The following is a 15,228-nucleotide window of genomic DNA, read 5'->3' as shown; positions in this document are numbered from 1 at the left end:
AATCGATGTACGAGCTTTCGCGGGTCCGCCTGCACTCGGTGGGCCCGTCGGGTGCCCGCTACCAGGACGTCGTCCTCGACTTCAGCGGCGTCGGCGCCAAGATCACCGCGCCGCAGCAGGACGCGCTGTTCAGCGCCGGCATCCACGCGACCGGCCCGGCCGAGCTGCGCCGCCCCTCACCGGCCAGCGTGCTGTTCCTCGAGAACGGCGGCGGCAAGTCCGTCCTCATCAAGCTGATCTTCTCGGTCATGCTGCCCGGCCGCCGCCAGGTCGTCGGCACCACCAGCACCAAGGTGCTCGAGAAGTTCGTCGCCGCCAAGGACGTCTCGCACGTCGTGCTGGAGTGGCTGCACGTCGAGAGCGGTCACCGGATCATCACCGGCAAGGTCTCCGAATGGCGCGGGCACGTCGTGTCCGCCGACTCCGAGAACCTCGCCGACTCCTGGTACTGCTTCCGCCCGACCGCCGCGCTGGGGCTCGACTCCCTGCCGATGACCCAGGACGGCCGGCTGCTCACCATGTCCGGCTTCCACGACAAGCTCGCCGGCGCCCAGCTGGCCGAGCCCGAGCTGGAACTGTCCTGGACGCGCCGCCACCACGAGTGGACCGGCCGGCTCGACAGCCTCGGTCTCGACACCGAGCTGTTCCGCTACCAGCGCGCGATGAACGCCGGCGAAGGCGAAGCGGCGGACGCGTTCGCCTTCGGCACCGACGACGCGTTCGTCGACTTCCTGCTGCGCGCGGTGATCTCCGAGGACGAGCCGAAGGACCTCGCCGAGGTCGTCTCGACGTACTCGCACAACCTGGCGCAGCGCGGGGATCTGTTGTCGGAGCGCGATTTCGTCGCCGGTGCCCTGGACCTGCTGGGTCCGCTGGCCGCCGAAGAAGGCGTGGCCGCGGAGTCGCGGAAGATCGCCGAGTCCGCCAAGGCCGACATGGCGTCGCTCGCCGGCCGGGTGGTCGCGCGCAACGAACTCGAGAACGCGAGGCTGTCCGGGCTCGAGGAGCACGTCACCGAGGTCAAGTCCGCGGAGAAGCTCGCCGAGGGCGACCACCGGCGGCTCGCCGCGGGCGTCACGGAGCTGCGCCGGCTCGTCGCCGTGCTGCGCCTGGACGAGGCCCAGGAAGCCCGCAAGCGCGTCGACGCCGAACTCGCTTCGGCGAAAACCGAGGCGGAGGCCTGGCGTGAGACCGCGCGGGTCCTCGACCAGCTGAACTCGGCGCGCAAGGCGAAGGACCTGCGTGAGCTCGTCGGCAGCCGGGAAGAGAAGGCGCGTCCGGCCCTGCAGGCGCGCAACGACGCGGCGTCCGCACTGGCTCGCGGGTTGCACTCGCTGGCGCAGGACGCCCAGCGCCAGGCCGACAAGGCCGAGGCGCACGCGGGCGCGTTGCGCGCCGAGGCGGAGAAGGCCCAGACCGAACGCGACGAGGCCGCCAACCTCGCGGCCGGGCGGCGGGCCGAAGCGCGCGGGCTGACCACGCGGATCACCGAGCTGCGCGAAGAGGTCCAGAACGCCGTCCGCGCCGGGCTGCTGCCTTCGGGCGCCGACGTCGCCGAGGCCGCACGAGCCGCCCGGAGCGCCGCCGAATCGACGTCCGCCGAGCTGACCCGGCGCGAGCAGGAGCTGGATCGCGTCGCCGCGGACCTCCAAGCGGCGCAACGGGCCGTCAACGAGGCGCACCAGCTGGCGGGCACCACCCAGGACCGCTTCGAACGCGCCACCGAGGACCTCGACCGCGCCCACCGCCGCACCGACGCGCTCGCCGCCGAGGGCCGCCTGGTCGAGCTGCTCGGCGCCGACGACGTCGCGCTGGAGAGCGATCTGCCGGTGCTGCTGGAGCGGCTGCGCGAGGCGAGCGCGTCCGTCGAGAAGGAGCAGACCGCGCTGCGGATGGAGGAGTCCGCCGACGAGCGGGCCCTCGCCGCTCTCGGTTCCGGTGGCCTGCTGCCGCCGCCGGAGGACGTCCAGGCCGCCCTGGACGCGCTGGAAGAAGCCGGGATCACCGCGTGGTCCGGCTGGCGCTATCTGTCCAAACTGGACGCTGCCCGGCGGGCCGAAGTGCTGGAAAGCCTGCCGCAGCTGGTGTCCGGCGTGCTCCTCAACGACGCCGCGCACGCGGACCGGGCCCGGGAGGTCCTGACGACGCGGCGGCTGCTGCCGAGCGCGATCATCGCCGTCGGCACCACCGAAGCCCTGCTGGCCGAGGTGCCCGCCGCGCCCGGCGTAGAGTTCCTCGTGCCGCCGAACCCCGCGATGTACGACGAAGAAGCCGCCGACGCCGAGCGGGAAGCCGTGGCGCGGCGGCACACCGAGCGGCAACGGCGCCTGGAAGCCCTCTCCGCCAAGCTGTCCGCGGACGGCGCCTTGACGTGGAAGCTCACCACCTGGCGCGAGGACTACCCGCCCGGCGCCGTCGCGACCCTGGCCGAGCAGGCCCAGGCGGCCCGGACCGCCCGCGAGACCGCGCGCACCGCGCTGGAGCAGGCCGACGCGGAGTTCGCGCGGCTGAGCGAAAAAGCCGCGTCGCTGCGGGAGCGCGTCCCGGAGCTGCGGGCCGCCGCGGCCGAGGCCGAGGAGAAGGCACGACGGCTCGGGGAGCTGGGCACCCGGAGCGCGCGGATCGCCGAATGGACCGAAGACGTCGAGCGCGCCACCGAGGTCGCCGAGCGCGCCGACCTGCAGGCCGCCGACGCCGCGGGCAAGGCCGCGCGGCTGCGCGAGCAGGCGGGGGAGGAGCAGCGCACCGCCGACGGCCACCGCCGCACCGCGACGACCGCCCGCGCCGAGCTGGCCGAGGTCCCCGGCGCGGCCGAAGCGGCCCACGGCCCGGTGCCGGCCGAGCCGGTCGACGCCCTGCGCCGGACCTACCTGTCGGCGTCCGAGTCGTACGCGAAGGTCGAGGTCGGCAGCGACCTGCGGGCCGAGCTGGAGCAGGCCGAGTCGGCCGAAGCCGCCGCGGGGTCGGCCGTCGAGTCCCTCGACGAGGCCGTCCGCGTCCGCGCCGCCGAGCTACTGGAGACGCCGGACGGCTCCGACGCCTCGGCCCGCGCGGCCGCGCTGGCCCGTGCCCGCCGCGTCGTCGACGGGCTGGAGGACGAGCGGACCGAGGCCATCGGGCTCGTCTCGACGCGGCGAGCCGAGCTGGACGTGCTGCCGCTGCAGAACGGTGCCACCGGCGAGAAGCCGCGCGACATCGAGCACGGCCTGGAGCTGATCGACGCGGCCGGCCTGGAGGTGTCCGTGGCCGCGCGGAAGTGGGAAGAGCTGCAGGAACGCCGGGCGGCGGCCGAAGCGACGCTGGAGTCGGCCCGCAGTTCCGCGTCGGGCTTCTCCCTGCTCGCGGAGTCGATGGCCCACCTGGTCACCGACACGGACGCGGCGGCTTATGACGGCGACGTCGAGACCGCCCGTGCCCAGCACGGCCGCCTCAACGCCACCTTCGCCGAGGCCCAGGAAGCCGCCGACGTGGGGGACCGGCGCGTGCGCGCGGCCGCCGACCAGCTCGCGCAGTACGCGACGGAGAAGCGGTTCGAGAAGCTGAGCACGCCGGTGCGCCAGCAGGTCATCTCGGTCAAGCGCGACCAGTTGCCCGCGCACGCCGCCGAATGGGCGGAGGCGCTGCGGCCGCGGCTGCGGTCGCTCACCGACGACCTCGCGCAGATCGACCGGCACCGCGGCGGCATCATCACGCGCCTGCAGGGCATGGTCGACGGCGCGCTCCGGACGTTGCGCTCGGCCCAGCGCGTGTCGCGGCTGCCCGACGGCCTCGGCGACTGGTCCGGGCAGGAGTTCCTCCGCATCCGCTTCACCGAGCTGGAGGACAACGCGCTCGTCGAGAAGCTCGGCGAGGTCGTCGACGAGGCCGCCGTCGGCAAGACCGCCGACGGCCGCGACGTCAAGCGCGACGGGCTTTCCCTGGTGCTGCGCGGAGTCCGGGCCGCGGCGCCCAAGGGGTTCCGCGTCGACATGCTCAAGCCGGACTCGGTGCTGCGGACCGAACGCCAGCGCGTCTCGGAGATCCGGGACGTGTTCTCCGGCGGTCAGCAGCTGACCGCGGCGATCATCCTCTACTGCACCCTCGCGGCGTTGCGGGCCAACAACCGCGGCAAGGCCCGCAACCGGCACTCGGGCGTGCTGTTCCTGGACAACCCGATCGGCCGCGCGTCCGCCGGGTACCTGCTGGAGCTGCAGCGGGCGGTGGCCGAGGCGCTGGGCGTGCAGCTCATCTACACGACGGGCCTGTTCGACGCGGGCGCGCTGTCGGAGTTCCCGCTGATCGTGCGGCTGCGCAACGACGCCGACCTGCGGGCCGGCCGCAAGTACCTGTCGGTGGACTCGACGATCCGCAACTCCCTCGACGACCTGGGCGACCCGGACGGCGTCGCGCGGCTGTCGGCGACGCGGATGTTCAGCAAGCCGGCCGAGGACGATTCCGCTGAGGACGAACAAACGGCGTGACGGGAACAACTCCCGCGGTTCCGTGGTTGCCCGGCGCATGACGAACCTGGGGGCGCTGGGCGCCACGGTGGGCACGACCGGGCCGGAGACCGTCACGGTCGCCGCCGAGCTGGAGGAGCTGGGGTACGCCACGCTGTGGCTGCCGGGCGGGCAGGGCAGCAACCTGCCGCTGATCGCCGACGTGATCCACGGGACCGCGAAGATCCCGGTGGCGAGCGGCATCCTGCCGGTCGACCGGGTACCCGCCGCCGACGTCGCCCGTGCGTACGCGGACCTGCCGGCCGGGCGGTTCGTCGTCGGCCTCGGCGGCGCGCACGGCCCGCGTCCGCTGGCCACGCTGAACGACTACCTCGACGAGCTGGACGACACCGTCCCCGCGGCCGACCGCATCCTTTCGGCGCTGGGCCCGAAGATGCTGGAACTCTCGCGGGACCGCGCGTCCGGGGCGTACCCGTTCCTCGTGACGACGGACTACGTCGCTTCGGCACGCGAGATCCTCGGCGCCGGCAAGCAGCTCGTGGTGCTGCTGAGCGTCGTCCCGGGTACCGACGTCGCCGCGACCCGCGACCGCGCCCGCGAGGGTTCGCTGCGGTTCCTGGCCGGGATGCCGGGCTACGCGAACAACTTCCGCCGGATGGGCTTCACCGACGCCGACATCACGGAGCTCTCCGACCGGCTCGTCGACGGGCTCACCGTGCGCGGCGACCTCGACGCGGTCGTGGCCCGGCTGCGCGAGTACCGGGCGGCGGGCGCGGACCAGGTCGTCGTCCCGGCCGGTGACCTGCCCCGCGAGTGGTGGCCGGCGCTGGCGGAGGCCCTGCGGTGACCACGGCGCGGGCGCGCGGGCTCACGCACGGCGTCCCGGCGGAGGTGTCCCTGCAGGACGCCCTCGCCGCGGTCGCCGATCCCGTGCGCCGCAGCATCCTGCGTGAGCTCGCCGAGGTGCCGGAGTGGACGAAGGCGTGCGGCACGTTCGACCTGCCGGTGGCGAAGGCGACGCTCAGCCACCACTTCGGGGTGCTGCGCGCGGCGGGCCTGATCGAGCAGCGCGACGCGGGCCCGCGGCGGCTGAACCGCTTGCGGCGCCCGGAGTTCGACGCGGCCTTCCCGGGGTTGCTGGACCTGGTGTTCAGTCACCCCGGCCGGTGAAGGCCAGCGTGGTGCCGAGGCCGATCATGACCAGGCCGCCGGTACCGCCGACCATTTCGAGGCGCTTCGGCGAGCGGGCGAACCACGCCCGGGCGGTGCCCGCCACCAGCGCCCACGCGGTGTCGGTGGCCAGCGCGATCGCCGGCAGGCACAGGCCCAGCAGCAGCATCTGGACCGGCACGGACCCGGCTGCCGGGTCGACGAACTGGGGGAGCAGCGCGGCGAGGAACACGATCGACTTCGGGTTCGCGAAGCCGACGACGAACCCGTCGCGCAGCACGGTCAGGACGCGACCGGGCGTGGTCGGCACCTTCGCGGCCATGGCGTCGGACAGCTTCCGCCGGTGCCGGAACGCCTGGATGCCCAGGTACACGAGGTAGATCGCGCCGGCGATCTTGATCGCGGTGAACACCGCGGCCGACGTCGTCACGAGCGCGCCGAGGCCGAACGCGACCGCGACGACCTGCGTGTAGACGCCCACGGAGTTGCCCGCGACGGTGAGCAGCGCGTCGCGGCGGCCGACTGTGAGCGCGCGGCTGATGGTGAAGAGCACGCTCGGGCCGGGGACGACGACCATGAGGAACGTCAGAGCGGCGAAGGCCGCGAAGTGGGCACCGGAGACCATGCCGCGAGCGTAAACGGGCCCCGGCCTGGCGACCAGGCGTTTTTGTCGGTGCCCGGTGGTATCAAAGCCGGGTGCCTCTCGACATCAGCACCCAGCAGCGCCGGGCCCGCCTCGCGGTCCGGCACCACCTGGCCGCGCCCGCGGCCACGGTTTCCGACGTCGTGGCGGGGGTGGTCGCCCTGCACGCCACCGACCCGGCGACGGTCCACCTTTCGGCGTGCGCGCGGCTCGCGTCACCGGGGATCGCCGCCGTGGAACGGGCGTTGTACGAAGACCGCACCCTGCTACGGCTGCTCGGGATGCGCCGCACGGTATTCGTCACCGGACTGGACACCGCGGCGCTCGTGCAGGCCGGCTGTTCCGCGGACATCGAGGTCAAGCAGCGGAAGCTGCTGGAGCAGCACCTGGGGCGGCAGGGCCACCCGGAGAACGTGCCGGAGCCGGGGAAGTGGCTGGCGGACGTCGAAGCGTCGGTCGAGGCGGCGCTGCGGGCCCGCGGCTCGGCGACGGCGCAACAGCTCAGCGAGGACGAGCCGCGGTTGCGGCAGCAGCTGCTGATGGCGGCGGGGAAGCCGTACGAGGCGATCGGGAACGTCACCAGCCGGGTGTTGTTCCTGCTGGCGGCCGGCGGCCGGATCGCGCGCGGTCGGCCGCGGGGGAGCTGGATCAGCACCCAGTACGTCTGGCACCCCCTGGACGAGTGGGTGCCGGGGCTGCCGGTCTGGGACGCGGAGGCGGCGCGGGTGGAACTGGCGCGGCGCTGGCTGCGCGCGTACGGCCCGGCGCCGGTCACGGACCTGCGCTGGTGGACGGGCTGGACCGCGGGCCAGACGAAGAAGGCGCTGGCGGTCCTGGACCCGGTGGAGGTCGACCTCGACGGCGTCGCGGGCGTGGCGTTGCCGGACGACCTCGAGCCGGTGCCGGAGCCGCCGCCGTGGGTGGCGTTCCTGCCGGCGCTCGACCCGACCCCGATGGGCTGGCAGGACCGCGACTGGTTCCTCGGCCCGCACCGGCCGGCGCTGTTCGACCGCAGCGGCAACATCGGCCCGACGGTCTGGCTGGACGGTCGCGTCGTGGGCGGCTGGGCGCAGCGCGCGTCGGGCGAGATCGCGTTCCGGCTGCTGGAGGACGTGGGGAGCGAGGCTTCGGGCCTGGTCGAGGCGGCGGCGGACCGCTGCGCCGGGTGGTACGGCGAGGTCCGGGCGGTGCCGCGGTTCCGGACGCCGCTGGAGCGGGAGCTGACCGGGTGAAGCGGCGAGAGCTGGATCGGTCGAGTCATCGACCTCACGCCCGTCCCGGAGCCGGGCCGGGCCCGCTCCGGATTCGCCATTTCCCGTCTTTCGGCGAGTCGCCATCTGAACCGGTCAAGGCTCCTGTGGTCCATGCTCCGGCCCGAGTCCTCGCACCCCGTGCGGCCAGCCGGAACCGGTTCCACTCGCCGGACCGCCGACCCGGACTGGTCCGCCGTGGTCCGCCCCGGAAACCCCAGCTCGCCCACCCCGGCTTCTTAATCGATTCTTGACCCGTTCGCCAAGTGGTGGAAGTCTCGTCAGGGCAGTCAGGGACGCGCATGCCCGCACGCTAGGGTTGCCGCGAGCCCGCAAGTCACGGCCGGGACTCCCGGCCGATCCTCAGAGGAGTGGCAGCAGTGACCGTTCGCGTAGGTGTCAACGGCTTCGGCCGCATCGGCCGCAACTTCTTCCGCGCCGTGCAGGCCAGCGGCCACGACATCGAGGTCGTCGCCTTCAACGACCTCGGCGACGTCGCCACCATGGCCCACCTGCTGAAGTACGACTCCATCCTGGGCCGGTTCCCGGGTGAGGTCAGCGTCAGCGACGAGGGCATCGTCGTGGACGGCAAGACCATCAAGGCCCTCGCCGAGCGCGACCCGGCCAACCTGCCCTGGGGCGACCTGGGCGTGGACGTCGTCCTCGAGTCGACCGGCTTCTTCACCAACGCCGACGCCGCCAAGGCGCACATCGCCGGCGGGGCGAAGAAGGTCATCATCTCCGCGCCCGCCAAGGGCGAGGACCTGACCGTCGTCCTCGGCGTCAACGACGACAAGTACGACGGCTCGCAGGTCATCATCTCGAACGCCTCCTGCACCACCAACTGCCTCGGCCCGCTGGCCAAGGTCCTCCACGACGCCTTCGGCATCGAGCAGGGCCTGATGACCACGGTCCACGCCTACACGCAGGACCAGAACCTGCAGGACGCCCCGCACAAGGACCTGCGCCGCGCCCGGGCCGCCGCCGTGAACGTCGTCCCGACCTCGACCGGCGCCGCCAAGGCCATCGGCCTCGTCCTGCCGGAGCTGCAGGGCAAGCTGGACGGCTACGCGCTGCGGGTCCCGATCCCGACCGGCTCGGCCACCGACCTCACCGTGACGCTCTCCAAGGCCGCCACGGTCGAGGAGATCAACGCCGCCTACAAGGCCGCCGCCGACGGCCCGCTGGCCGGCATCCTGCGCTACAGCGACGACCCGATCGTCTCCTCGGACATCGTCACCGACCCGGCGTCCTGCATCTACGACGCGCCGCTGACCAAGGTCATCGGCAACCAGGTCAAGGTCGTCGGCTGGTACGACAACGAGTGGGGCTACTCCAACCGCCTCGCCGACCTGGCCAAGCTCATCGGTTCGAAGCTCTCCTGACCCGATGAGCGTCAAGAACCTCGACGACCTGCTGGGCGAGGGCGTTCAGGGCCGGTACGTACTCGTGCGTTCCGACCTGAACGTCCCGCTCGACGGGGACCGCATCACCGACGACGGCCGGGTCCGCGCCGCGCTGCCGACGATCAAGAAGCTCGCCGGCGCGGGCGCGAAGGTCGTCGTCACCGCGCACCTCGGCCGCCCCAAGGGCGAGCCGGACCCGAAGTACAGCCTCGCGCCCGTCGCCAAGCGGCTTTCCGAGCTGCTCGGCGCCGAGGTCGCGCTGGCCGGTGACCTGGTCGGCGAGTCCGCGAAGGCACTGACCGCCGGCCTCGCCGACGGCGGTGTCGTCCTGCTGGAGAACGTGCGTTTCGACGCGCGCGAGACCAGCAAGGACGCCGTGGACCGCTCCGAGCTGGCCGCCGAGCTGGGCGCGCTCGTCCCGGGCGGCGCGTTCGTCTCCGACGGCTTCGGCGTCGTCCACCGCAAGCAGGCCTCGGTCTACGAAGTGGCTTCGGTGCTCCCGGCGTACGCGGGCGGCCTGGTGCTGGCCGAGCTGGACGTGCTGAAGAAGCTGACCGACGACGTGCAGCGGCCCTACGTGGTCGTGCTCGGCGGCGCGAAGGTGTCCGACAAGCTCGGCGTCATCGCGAACCTGCTGACCAAGGTCGACCGGCTGCTCGTCGGCGGCGGCATGGCGTACACCTTCCTCAAGGCCCAGGGCCACGAGGTCGGCCAGTCGCTGCTGCAGGCCGACCAGCTCGACCAGGTGAAGGGCTTCCTCGCCGAGGCGGAGAAGCGCGGCGTCGAACTGGTCCTGCCGGTCGACGTCCTGGCCGCCACCGAGTTCGCGGCCGACGCCGAGCACGAGGTCGTCGACGCCACCGCCATCCCGGCCGACCGCCAGGGTCTCGACATCGGCCCGCGCTCGCGCGAGCTGTTCGCGAGCAAGCTGGCCGACGCCAAGACCGTGTTCTGGAACGGCCCGATGGGCGTGTTCGAGTTCGAGGCGTTCTCCGGTGGCACCCGTGCCGTCGCCGAAGCCCTGGTCAAGAGCGACGCGTTCACCGTCGTCGGCGGCGGCGACTCCGCGGCGGCCGTTCGTCAGCTCGGCCTGCCCGAAGACGGCTTCTCGCACATCTCCACCGGCGGCGGTGCCTCGCTGGAGTACCTCGAAGGCAAGGAACTGCCGGGCGTCGTGGCCCTGGAGGAGAAGAACTAGTGGCACGCAAGCCGTTCATCGCCGGCAACTGGAAGATGAACCTGAACCACCTCGAGGCGATCGCGCTCGTCCAGAAGATCGCCTTCGCGCTGCCGGAGAAGTACTACGCGAAGGTCGACGTGGCGGTGCTGCCGCCGTTCACCGACATCCGCAGCGTGCAGACTCTGGTCGACGGCGACAAGCTGTCGCTCACCTACGGCGCGCAAGACCTCTCGCCGCACGACTCCGGCGCCTACACCGGGGACATCTCGGGCCTGATGCTGGCGAAGCTGGGCTGCAAGTTCGTCGCCGTCGGGCACTCGGAGCGGCGCGAGTACCACGCCGAGACCGACGAGCTGGTCAACAAGAAGGTCAAGGCCGCGCTCAAGCACGGCATCACGCCGATCCTCTGCATCGGGGAGAAGCTCGAGGTCCGCGAGGCCGGCGAGCACATCCACCACACCACGACGCAGCTGATCGACGGCCTGAAGGGCCTCAAGGCCGAGCAGGTCAAGGACGTGGTGGTCGCGTACGAGCCGGTCTGGGCGATCGGCACCGGCAAGGTCGCCTCCTCGGCCGACGCCGAAGAGGTCTGCAAGGCCATCCGGGCCACCCTCCTGGAGAAGTACGGCGACGACGTCGCTTCGTCCGTCCGGGTGCTCTACGGGGGATCGGTGAAGTCGGGCAACATCAGCGAGCTGGTGGGCTGCGAGAACATCGACGGTGCCCTGGTCGGCGGAGCGAGCCTCGACGGCGAGGAGTTCACGAAACTCTGTGCACTCGCCGCAGGCGGGCCGCTGCCCTGATCGAGGCCACGACCGGGTAACCTGTGTATCCGGTCCGTCACACAGCAGTGGACGAGTCCAGGGGTACGGTGGAGGTCGGAAACGACCATGCCGTACCCCTGCATTCTCCTAGAGCCCAGAGGATGACATGAAGCTGTTCCTGCAAATCCTGTTGATCGTCACCAGCGTCTTCCTGGTGGTCGCGGTGCTGCTGCACCGGGGCCGGGGCGGTGGCCTGTCGTCGCTGTTCGGCGGCGGGATGCAGTCCAGCCTGGCCGGGTCGAGCGTGGCCGAGAAGAACCTCGACCGGATCACCCTGCTCCTGGGCGCGGTGTGGCTGATCAGCATCGTGGGCCTGGGTCTGCTGCTCAAGGTGTGAGGCGTCCGGCGCCTCGCCGTCGATCGCGACCGGGTCACGACGGCAGGGCGCAGCGATTCGGCGTGCCTATTGGGGGGCGCGCCGCCGATTCCTAGGTGTGAGGATTCATGGTTGGCGGTAACGCGATTCGAGGCACCCGGGTGGGTGCCGGTCCTACGGGCGAATCCGAGCGAGGTGAATCGGCGCCGCGGCGCCGGGTCGGCTACTGGTGCGCCAACGGCCACGAAGCCCGGCCGTCGTTCGCGCTCGACGCGGAGATCCCCGACGAGTGGGACTGCCCCCGCTGCGGACTCCCGGGCGGGCAGGACGAGAAGAACCCGCCGGCCGCACCGCGGACCGAGCCCTACAAGACCCACCTGGCGTACGTGAAGGAGCGACGCAGCGACGCCGACGGCGAGGCCATCCTGGCCGAAGCCCTCGAGCGCCTGCGCCAGCGCCGGGAGATCATCTAGGCGAAGTAGGCCAAAAGCCACCCCGGGAGCCCTCGGGGTGGCTTTTCGCGCGCCCGGGCGGCGGCCGCCCCCGATTTCCACGCTACCGGCGGGCACCGACAATTCAGCGCCAAGAAAGCCGCGAACGGCTGTTTCCAGACCGCTACGGCCCGGAAACCGCCGTTCGCGGCTCCTACAAATCCGAAATCGTCAGCCCCCGCCGGTAAAATGGATACCGGGGGCCGGAAGGCCGCCCTCAGCGATCCAGCGGGTACCGGGCCCGCACCCGGAACCCGCCGTCCTCCATGCCGGACGTCTCGAAGCTCCCGCCCAGCAGGCGAGCACGCTCCGCCAGCCCCGTCAGCCCGTGCCCGCCCGAGGGCAGCACCTCGCCCGCCCGGCGGGCGCGCTCGTTGCGGACCTCGATCTTGAGTGCTCCGTGCTCACCCTGGATGCGGATCGTCGCCGTCGCGCCCGGGGCGTGTTTGTGGACGTTCGTCAGGCACTCCTGGACCGTGCGGTACGCCGCCGCCGACACCTGGTTCGGCAGGGCCTCCGGCAGGTGCTCCACCGACAGGTGCACCGGGACCTCCGACGTCCGGATCAGCCGGTCGAGGTCGTTGATGCCGGGGCGGGGGCCGTCGTCGTCCGCGCCCGCTCGCAGCACGCTCAGCAACGACCGCAGCTCCTCCAGCGTTCGCTTCGACAGCGTGCGGATGACCTGCGCGGTCTCCTGCGCGTGGTTGTCGGCCGTCTGGGCCTGCAGCGCTCCGGCCTGCATCGCGATCAGCGTGATCTGGTGCGAGACGACGTCGTGCATCTCGCGCGCCAGCCTCGCGCGCTCCTCGGCGCGGACGGCGTCGGCGTGGAAGCGGCGCTCGCGGTCGCGGCTCGTGGCCAGCTCGGCGAGCTTGTTCGAAACCTCGGCCCGCGCTCCGATGAGCAGGCCGATCGCGATCGGCATGCCCGCGACGAGCACGCCGTAGATGCCGTCGAGGATGTGCTCGCGCCAGCTGAGCTCGGCGAAGTCCTCCAGCGGCCACTGCACGAACCGGCAGCACCACACCAGCGCCGCGCCGACCCACACCTGCCAGTGCAGCTGGCGGCGGGTGGCGAGCATGCCGAGCGTGATCATCGACGCGAGCTGCGCCCAGCCGGCCAGGAAGCCGGGGACCGCGACGAGCACGGCGAGGAACGGGAACTTCCGGCGGAACACCACCGCGAGGCACGCGGCGCCGGACAGCCAGATCGAGTAGGGCTGGGCCTTCTCGGGGATCACCAGCCAGACGTCGAGCACGGCCAGGATGACCGCGGCCGCCTCGATGGCGAACGTGACCACGGCGGGCCGGGGCACCGAGCCGAACAGGCTCAGTCCGCGCTTGCGCACCCGCTCGGCGGCCGATGGCCCCGAGCCGGCGATCGAGATGCCTGGAATCGAGAGTCCCTCTGTACTCATCGCTGGCGACCCCATTCGTCTTGTGGACTTGATGGTGAGAGGCGCTCAGGGCCCGATCGGGACGCGCAGCAACGGACAAATGTGCGGATGCTAACGAGGTCGCGTAGAAAGACGGTAAGTTTCACCCGTTGCCGGAGTTCCGGCGTCCGAATTCCGCAGTCGGCTGCTCCGTCCGGGCGAAAGCCGCGGAGGGGCGCTACCGAGAGTGGGAGACCTGCTCCCCATTGTGTACCGGGACGACCACATCGTGGGAATCATGTTACCCACGTGTGGCCGCCCGGCGGTAGGCCGTCACGCCGCCATCGACCTGAGGTCGTCGCTGAGCAGGTCGTGCAGGCCGGTGGCGCACGCCTTCGCCGTCTCGATCGACCGCGGCAGCATCCCGGCCTCGTACGTCCGGACGGCTTCGTCGACGCTCGCCGCGGTCGCCAGCGCGGTGGCGAGCTCGGTGCCGTCCAGCAGGGCCAGGTTCGCGCCGACGCCCAGCGGTGGCATCAGGTGCGCGGCGTCGCCGAGCAGCGTGAGCCCGGGCGTGTGGGTCCAGGCGTGCGGCACCGGGAGGACGTGCAGCGGGCGGTGCGTGAACCCGCCGTCGACGTCGTGCAGGAACCGGAGCAGGCTCGGGTGCCAGCCGGCGAAGCGCTCCATCAGGTGCGCGCGCACCGCCGAGGTGTCAGCGAAGTCGAGGTCGGCCGCCCAGTCCTCGGGCGCGTAGAACATCGCGTAGCAGCGGATGTGGCCGTTGCTGTTGCGCTGGGCGACGAGCGCCTTCCCGTCGACCTTCGTCATCATCGTGCCCTGGCCGGTCAGCGCGGCCAGTGCCGGGTGACGGCGGTCGGCGTCGTCGAGGCCGAGCTCGACGAACGTCACGCCGCTGTACTCGGGCCGGACGCGGGTGAGGGTCCGGCGGACGCGCGACCACGCGCCGTCCGCGCCGACGACCAGGTCGAAGTCCGCCGAGCTGCCGTCGCCGAACGTCAGGCGGCCGGGGGCGACCTCGGTGATCGGGCGTCCCCAGCGGACGGTGCCGGGGGAGAGCGACTCGAGGAGGAGCCCGCGGAGCTGACCGCGGTCGATCTCGGGACGGAAGTCGTCGCCCTCTTCGGGGACCTCGTCCATGACGACTTCGGCGCTCAGCGGGTCGAGCGCGCGCATCTGCTGGCCTTCGGGACGGGCGAGCCGGCGGAACCCGTCGTGCAGGCCGGCGGTGCGGAGGGCGACCTGGCCGGTGTCGCCGTGCAGGTCGAGCGTGCCGCCCTGGGCCCGGGCGCCGGCCGAGGCCTCCTGTTCGAAGACGGTGACGTCGAGGCCGTGGAGCTGGAGGACGCGGGCGCAGGCGAGTCCGCCCAGGCCGGCGCCGACGATGGCGATGGAGTTCATGACTTCCCCCTGGAAGTTCGGTGCCCCCGGTTCGTCCGGCGGCCTGAAGCCAGAAAAGCACAGTGACTCAAAAAGTGCAACGACTAAACTTTTGAAGTGAGTCCACCATCACGTAGGCTGCGGGCATGACCGAAGTGATCGGGCGCCGCGAGCGCAAGAAGGCGCAGACCCGCCAGGCGCTGGCCGACGCCGCGCTGGAGCTGTTCCTCGAACGCGGCTACGACGAGGTCGGGGTGAAGGACGTCGCGGACGCCGCCGACGTCTCGGTGACGACACTGTTCAAGTACTTCCCCAGCAAGGAAGCGCTGCTGTTCGACCAGGACGACGACATCGAGGCGGCCCTGGTCGAAGCGGTGCGCGGCCGGCCACCGGGCCACACGATCGTGGACGCCCTGCGCGAGCACATGCTGCGCGACAGCGCCGACGGCGGCCCGAGCCCCGAATTCTTCCGGCTGATCGAGAGCACCCCGGTGCTGCGCGACTACGGCCGCCGCATGTGGATGCGCCACGAGACGGCGCTGGCCCAAGCGATCGCCGAGGAGATGAACGCACCCGAGGGCGACGTCTCGTGCGCGTCCCTGGCGCGGTTCGCCCTGGCGTCGCGAGAGCTGATCGTGGGCGCGGAGAACCCGAGAACGGCCGCGGAGGAGATCTTCGGCAACCTGGGCCGCGGCTGGCGGGTGAAGTAGCCCGAAAACGACGGAGGCCCCCT

13 protein-coding genes are annotated in these 15,228 nt (G+C 72.0%); 10 read left to right on the top strand and 3 right to left on the bottom strand.

Going from position 1 to position 15,228, the window contains the following annotated elements; all coding sequences use genetic code 11:
- Positions 1 to 5: 5 nt before the first annotated feature.
- From ACZ7PG_RS08060 to ACZ7PG_RS08050, 3 genes are read left to right on the top strand one after another with little or no spacing between them, the layout of a single operon-like run.
- A complete protein-coding gene (locus tag ACZ7PG_RS08060) occupies positions 6 to 4,460 on the top strand; it encodes a coiled-coil domain-containing protein (protein ID WP_470238362.1) in 4,455 nt (1,484 codons plus the stop codon).
- A gap of 37 nt (positions 4,461 to 4,497) precedes the next feature.
- Positions 4,498 to 5,286 carry a TIGR03620 family F420-dependent LLM class oxidoreductase gene (locus ACZ7PG_RS08055; protein WP_470238361.1) on the top strand — a complete coding sequence of 263 codons (789 nt, stop codon included), beginning with the start codon at positions 4,498 to 4,500 and terminating at the stop codon, positions 5,284 to 5,286.
- Positions 5,283 to 5,609: an ArsR/SmtB family transcription factor gene (locus ACZ7PG_RS08050; protein ID WP_470238360.1), complete on the top strand. Its 327-nt coding sequence runs from the start codon at positions 5,283 to 5,285 to the stop codon at positions 5,607 to 5,609. The genes ACZ7PG_RS08055 and ACZ7PG_RS08050 overlap by 4 nt, the downstream gene beginning before the upstream one ends.
- Here ACZ7PG_RS08050 and ACZ7PG_RS08045 read toward each other — a convergent pair.
- On the bottom strand, positions 5,590 to 6,234 hold the full coding sequence (locus ACZ7PG_RS08045; protein WP_470238359.1) for a LysE family translocator: 645 nt from the start codon (positions 6,232 to 6,234) through the stop codon (positions 5,590 to 5,592). The two genes, ACZ7PG_RS08050 and ACZ7PG_RS08045, sit on opposite strands and share 20 nt — an antisense overlap.
- Positions 6,235 to 6,305: 71 nt before the next feature.
- On the opposite strand from ACZ7PG_RS08045, the gene ACZ7PG_RS08040 reads away from it, so the two are divergent.
- The 6 genes from ACZ7PG_RS08040 to ACZ7PG_RS08015 all read left to right on the top strand — a co-directional run bounded on the left by ACZ7PG_RS08040 (position 6,306) and on the right by ACZ7PG_RS08015 (position 11,701).
- Complete coding sequence (locus ACZ7PG_RS08040; RefSeq protein WP_470238358.1) at positions 6,306 to 7,484, top strand: winged helix DNA-binding domain-containing protein; 1,179 nt, start codon at positions 6,306 to 6,308, stop codon at positions 7,482 to 7,484.
- Between the two features lie 398 nt (positions 7,485 to 7,882).
- Positions 7,883 to 8,887, top strand: coding sequence for a type I glyceraldehyde-3-phosphate dehydrogenase (gene gap / locus ACZ7PG_RS08035; RefSeq protein WP_155542488.1), 1,005 nt, complete (start codon positions 7,883 to 7,885; stop codon positions 8,885 to 8,887).
- Between the two features lie 4 nt (positions 8,888 to 8,891).
- Positions 8,892 to 10,106, top strand: coding sequence for a phosphoglycerate kinase (locus ACZ7PG_RS08030; protein WP_470238357.1), 1,215 nt, complete (start codon positions 8,892 to 8,894; stop codon positions 10,104 to 10,106).
- Positions 10,106 to 10,891, top strand: a complete 786-nt coding sequence (tpiA, locus tag ACZ7PG_RS08025; protein WP_470238356.1) for a triose-phosphate isomerase — start codon at positions 10,106 to 10,108, stop codon at positions 10,889 to 10,891. Before ACZ7PG_RS08030 ends, tpiA begins: the two co-directional genes overlap by 1 nt.
- A 127-nt stretch (positions 10,892 to 11,018) precedes the next feature.
- Positions 11,019 to 11,249, top strand: coding sequence for a preprotein translocase subunit SecG (secG, locus tag ACZ7PG_RS08020; RefSeq protein ID WP_086845181.1), 231 nt, complete (start codon positions 11,019 to 11,021; stop codon positions 11,247 to 11,249).
- Between the two features lie 107 nt (positions 11,250 to 11,356).
- Positions 11,357 to 11,701 carry an RNA polymerase-binding protein RbpA gene (locus ACZ7PG_RS08015; protein WP_086671261.1) on the top strand — a complete coding sequence of 115 codons (345 nt, stop codon included), beginning with the start codon at positions 11,357 to 11,359 and terminating at the stop codon, positions 11,699 to 11,701.
- A 235-nt stretch (positions 11,702 to 11,936) separates the two neighbouring features.
- Here ACZ7PG_RS08015 and ACZ7PG_RS08010 read toward each other — a convergent pair whose 3' ends face one another.
- Both ACZ7PG_RS08010 and ACZ7PG_RS08005 read right to left on the bottom strand, forming a co-directional pair.
- Complete coding sequence (locus ACZ7PG_RS08010) at positions 11,937 to 13,136, bottom strand: sensor histidine kinase (RefSeq protein ID WP_470238355.1); 1,200 nt, start codon at positions 13,134 to 13,136, stop codon at positions 11,937 to 11,939.
- 291 nt (positions 13,137 to 13,427) lie between these two features.
- On the bottom strand, positions 13,428 to 14,516 hold the full coding sequence (locus tag ACZ7PG_RS08005; protein WP_470238354.1) for an FAD-dependent oxidoreductase: 1,089 nt from the start codon (positions 14,514 to 14,516) through the stop codon (positions 13,428 to 13,430).
- Between the two features lie 125 nt (positions 14,517 to 14,641).
- Between ACZ7PG_RS08005 and ACZ7PG_RS08000 the strand changes: the two genes are divergently transcribed.
- On the top strand, positions 14,642 to 15,205 hold the full coding sequence (locus ACZ7PG_RS08000; protein ID WP_470238353.1) for a TetR/AcrR family transcriptional regulator: 564 nt from the start codon (positions 14,642 to 14,644) through the stop codon (positions 15,203 to 15,205).
- Positions 15,206 to 15,228: the final 23 nt, after the last annotated feature.

This window comes from Amycolatopsis sp. NPDC114504, assembly GCF_055633595.1.
This window is presented reverse-complemented; position numbering and strand designations above follow the sequence as displayed.

What these genes read in the sequence shown, in the direction of transcription:
- ACZ7PG_RS08060 (WP_470238362.1), top strand. Translation starts at nt 6, where the DNA reads ATGTACGAGCTTTCGCGGGTCCGCCTGCACTCGGTGGGCCCGTCGGGT.
- ACZ7PG_RS08055 (WP_470238361.1), top strand. Translation starts at nt 4,498, where the DNA reads ATGACGAACCTGGGGGCGCTGGGCGCCACGGTGGGCACGACCGGGCCG.
- ACZ7PG_RS08045 (WP_470238359.1), bottom strand. Translation starts at nt 6,234, where the DNA reads ATGGTCTCCGGTGCCCACTTCGCGGCCTTCGCCGCTCTGACGTTCCTC.
- ACZ7PG_RS08030 (WP_470238357.1), top strand. Translation starts at nt 8,892, where the DNA reads ATGAGCGTCAAGAACCTCGACGACCTGCTGGGCGAGGGCGTTCAGGGC.
- secG (WP_086845181.1), top strand. Translation starts at nt 11,019, where the DNA reads ATGAAGCTGTTCCTGCAAATCCTGTTGATCGTCACCAGCGTCTTCCTG.
- ACZ7PG_RS08015 (WP_086671261.1), top strand. Translation starts at nt 11,357, where the DNA reads ATGGTTGGCGGTAACGCGATTCGAGGCACCCGGGTGGGTGCCGGTCCT.
- ACZ7PG_RS08010 (WP_470238355.1), bottom strand. Translation starts at nt 13,136, where the DNA reads ATGAGTACAGAGGGACTCTCGATTCCAGGCATCTCGATCGCCGGCTCG.
- ACZ7PG_RS08005 (WP_470238354.1), bottom strand. Translation starts at nt 14,516, where the DNA reads ATGAACTCCATCGCCATCGTCGGCGCCGGCCTGGGCGGACTCGCCTGC.
- ACZ7PG_RS08000 (WP_470238353.1), top strand. Translation starts at nt 14,642, where the DNA reads ATGACCGAAGTGATCGGGCGCCGCGAGCGCAAGAAGGCGCAGACCCGC.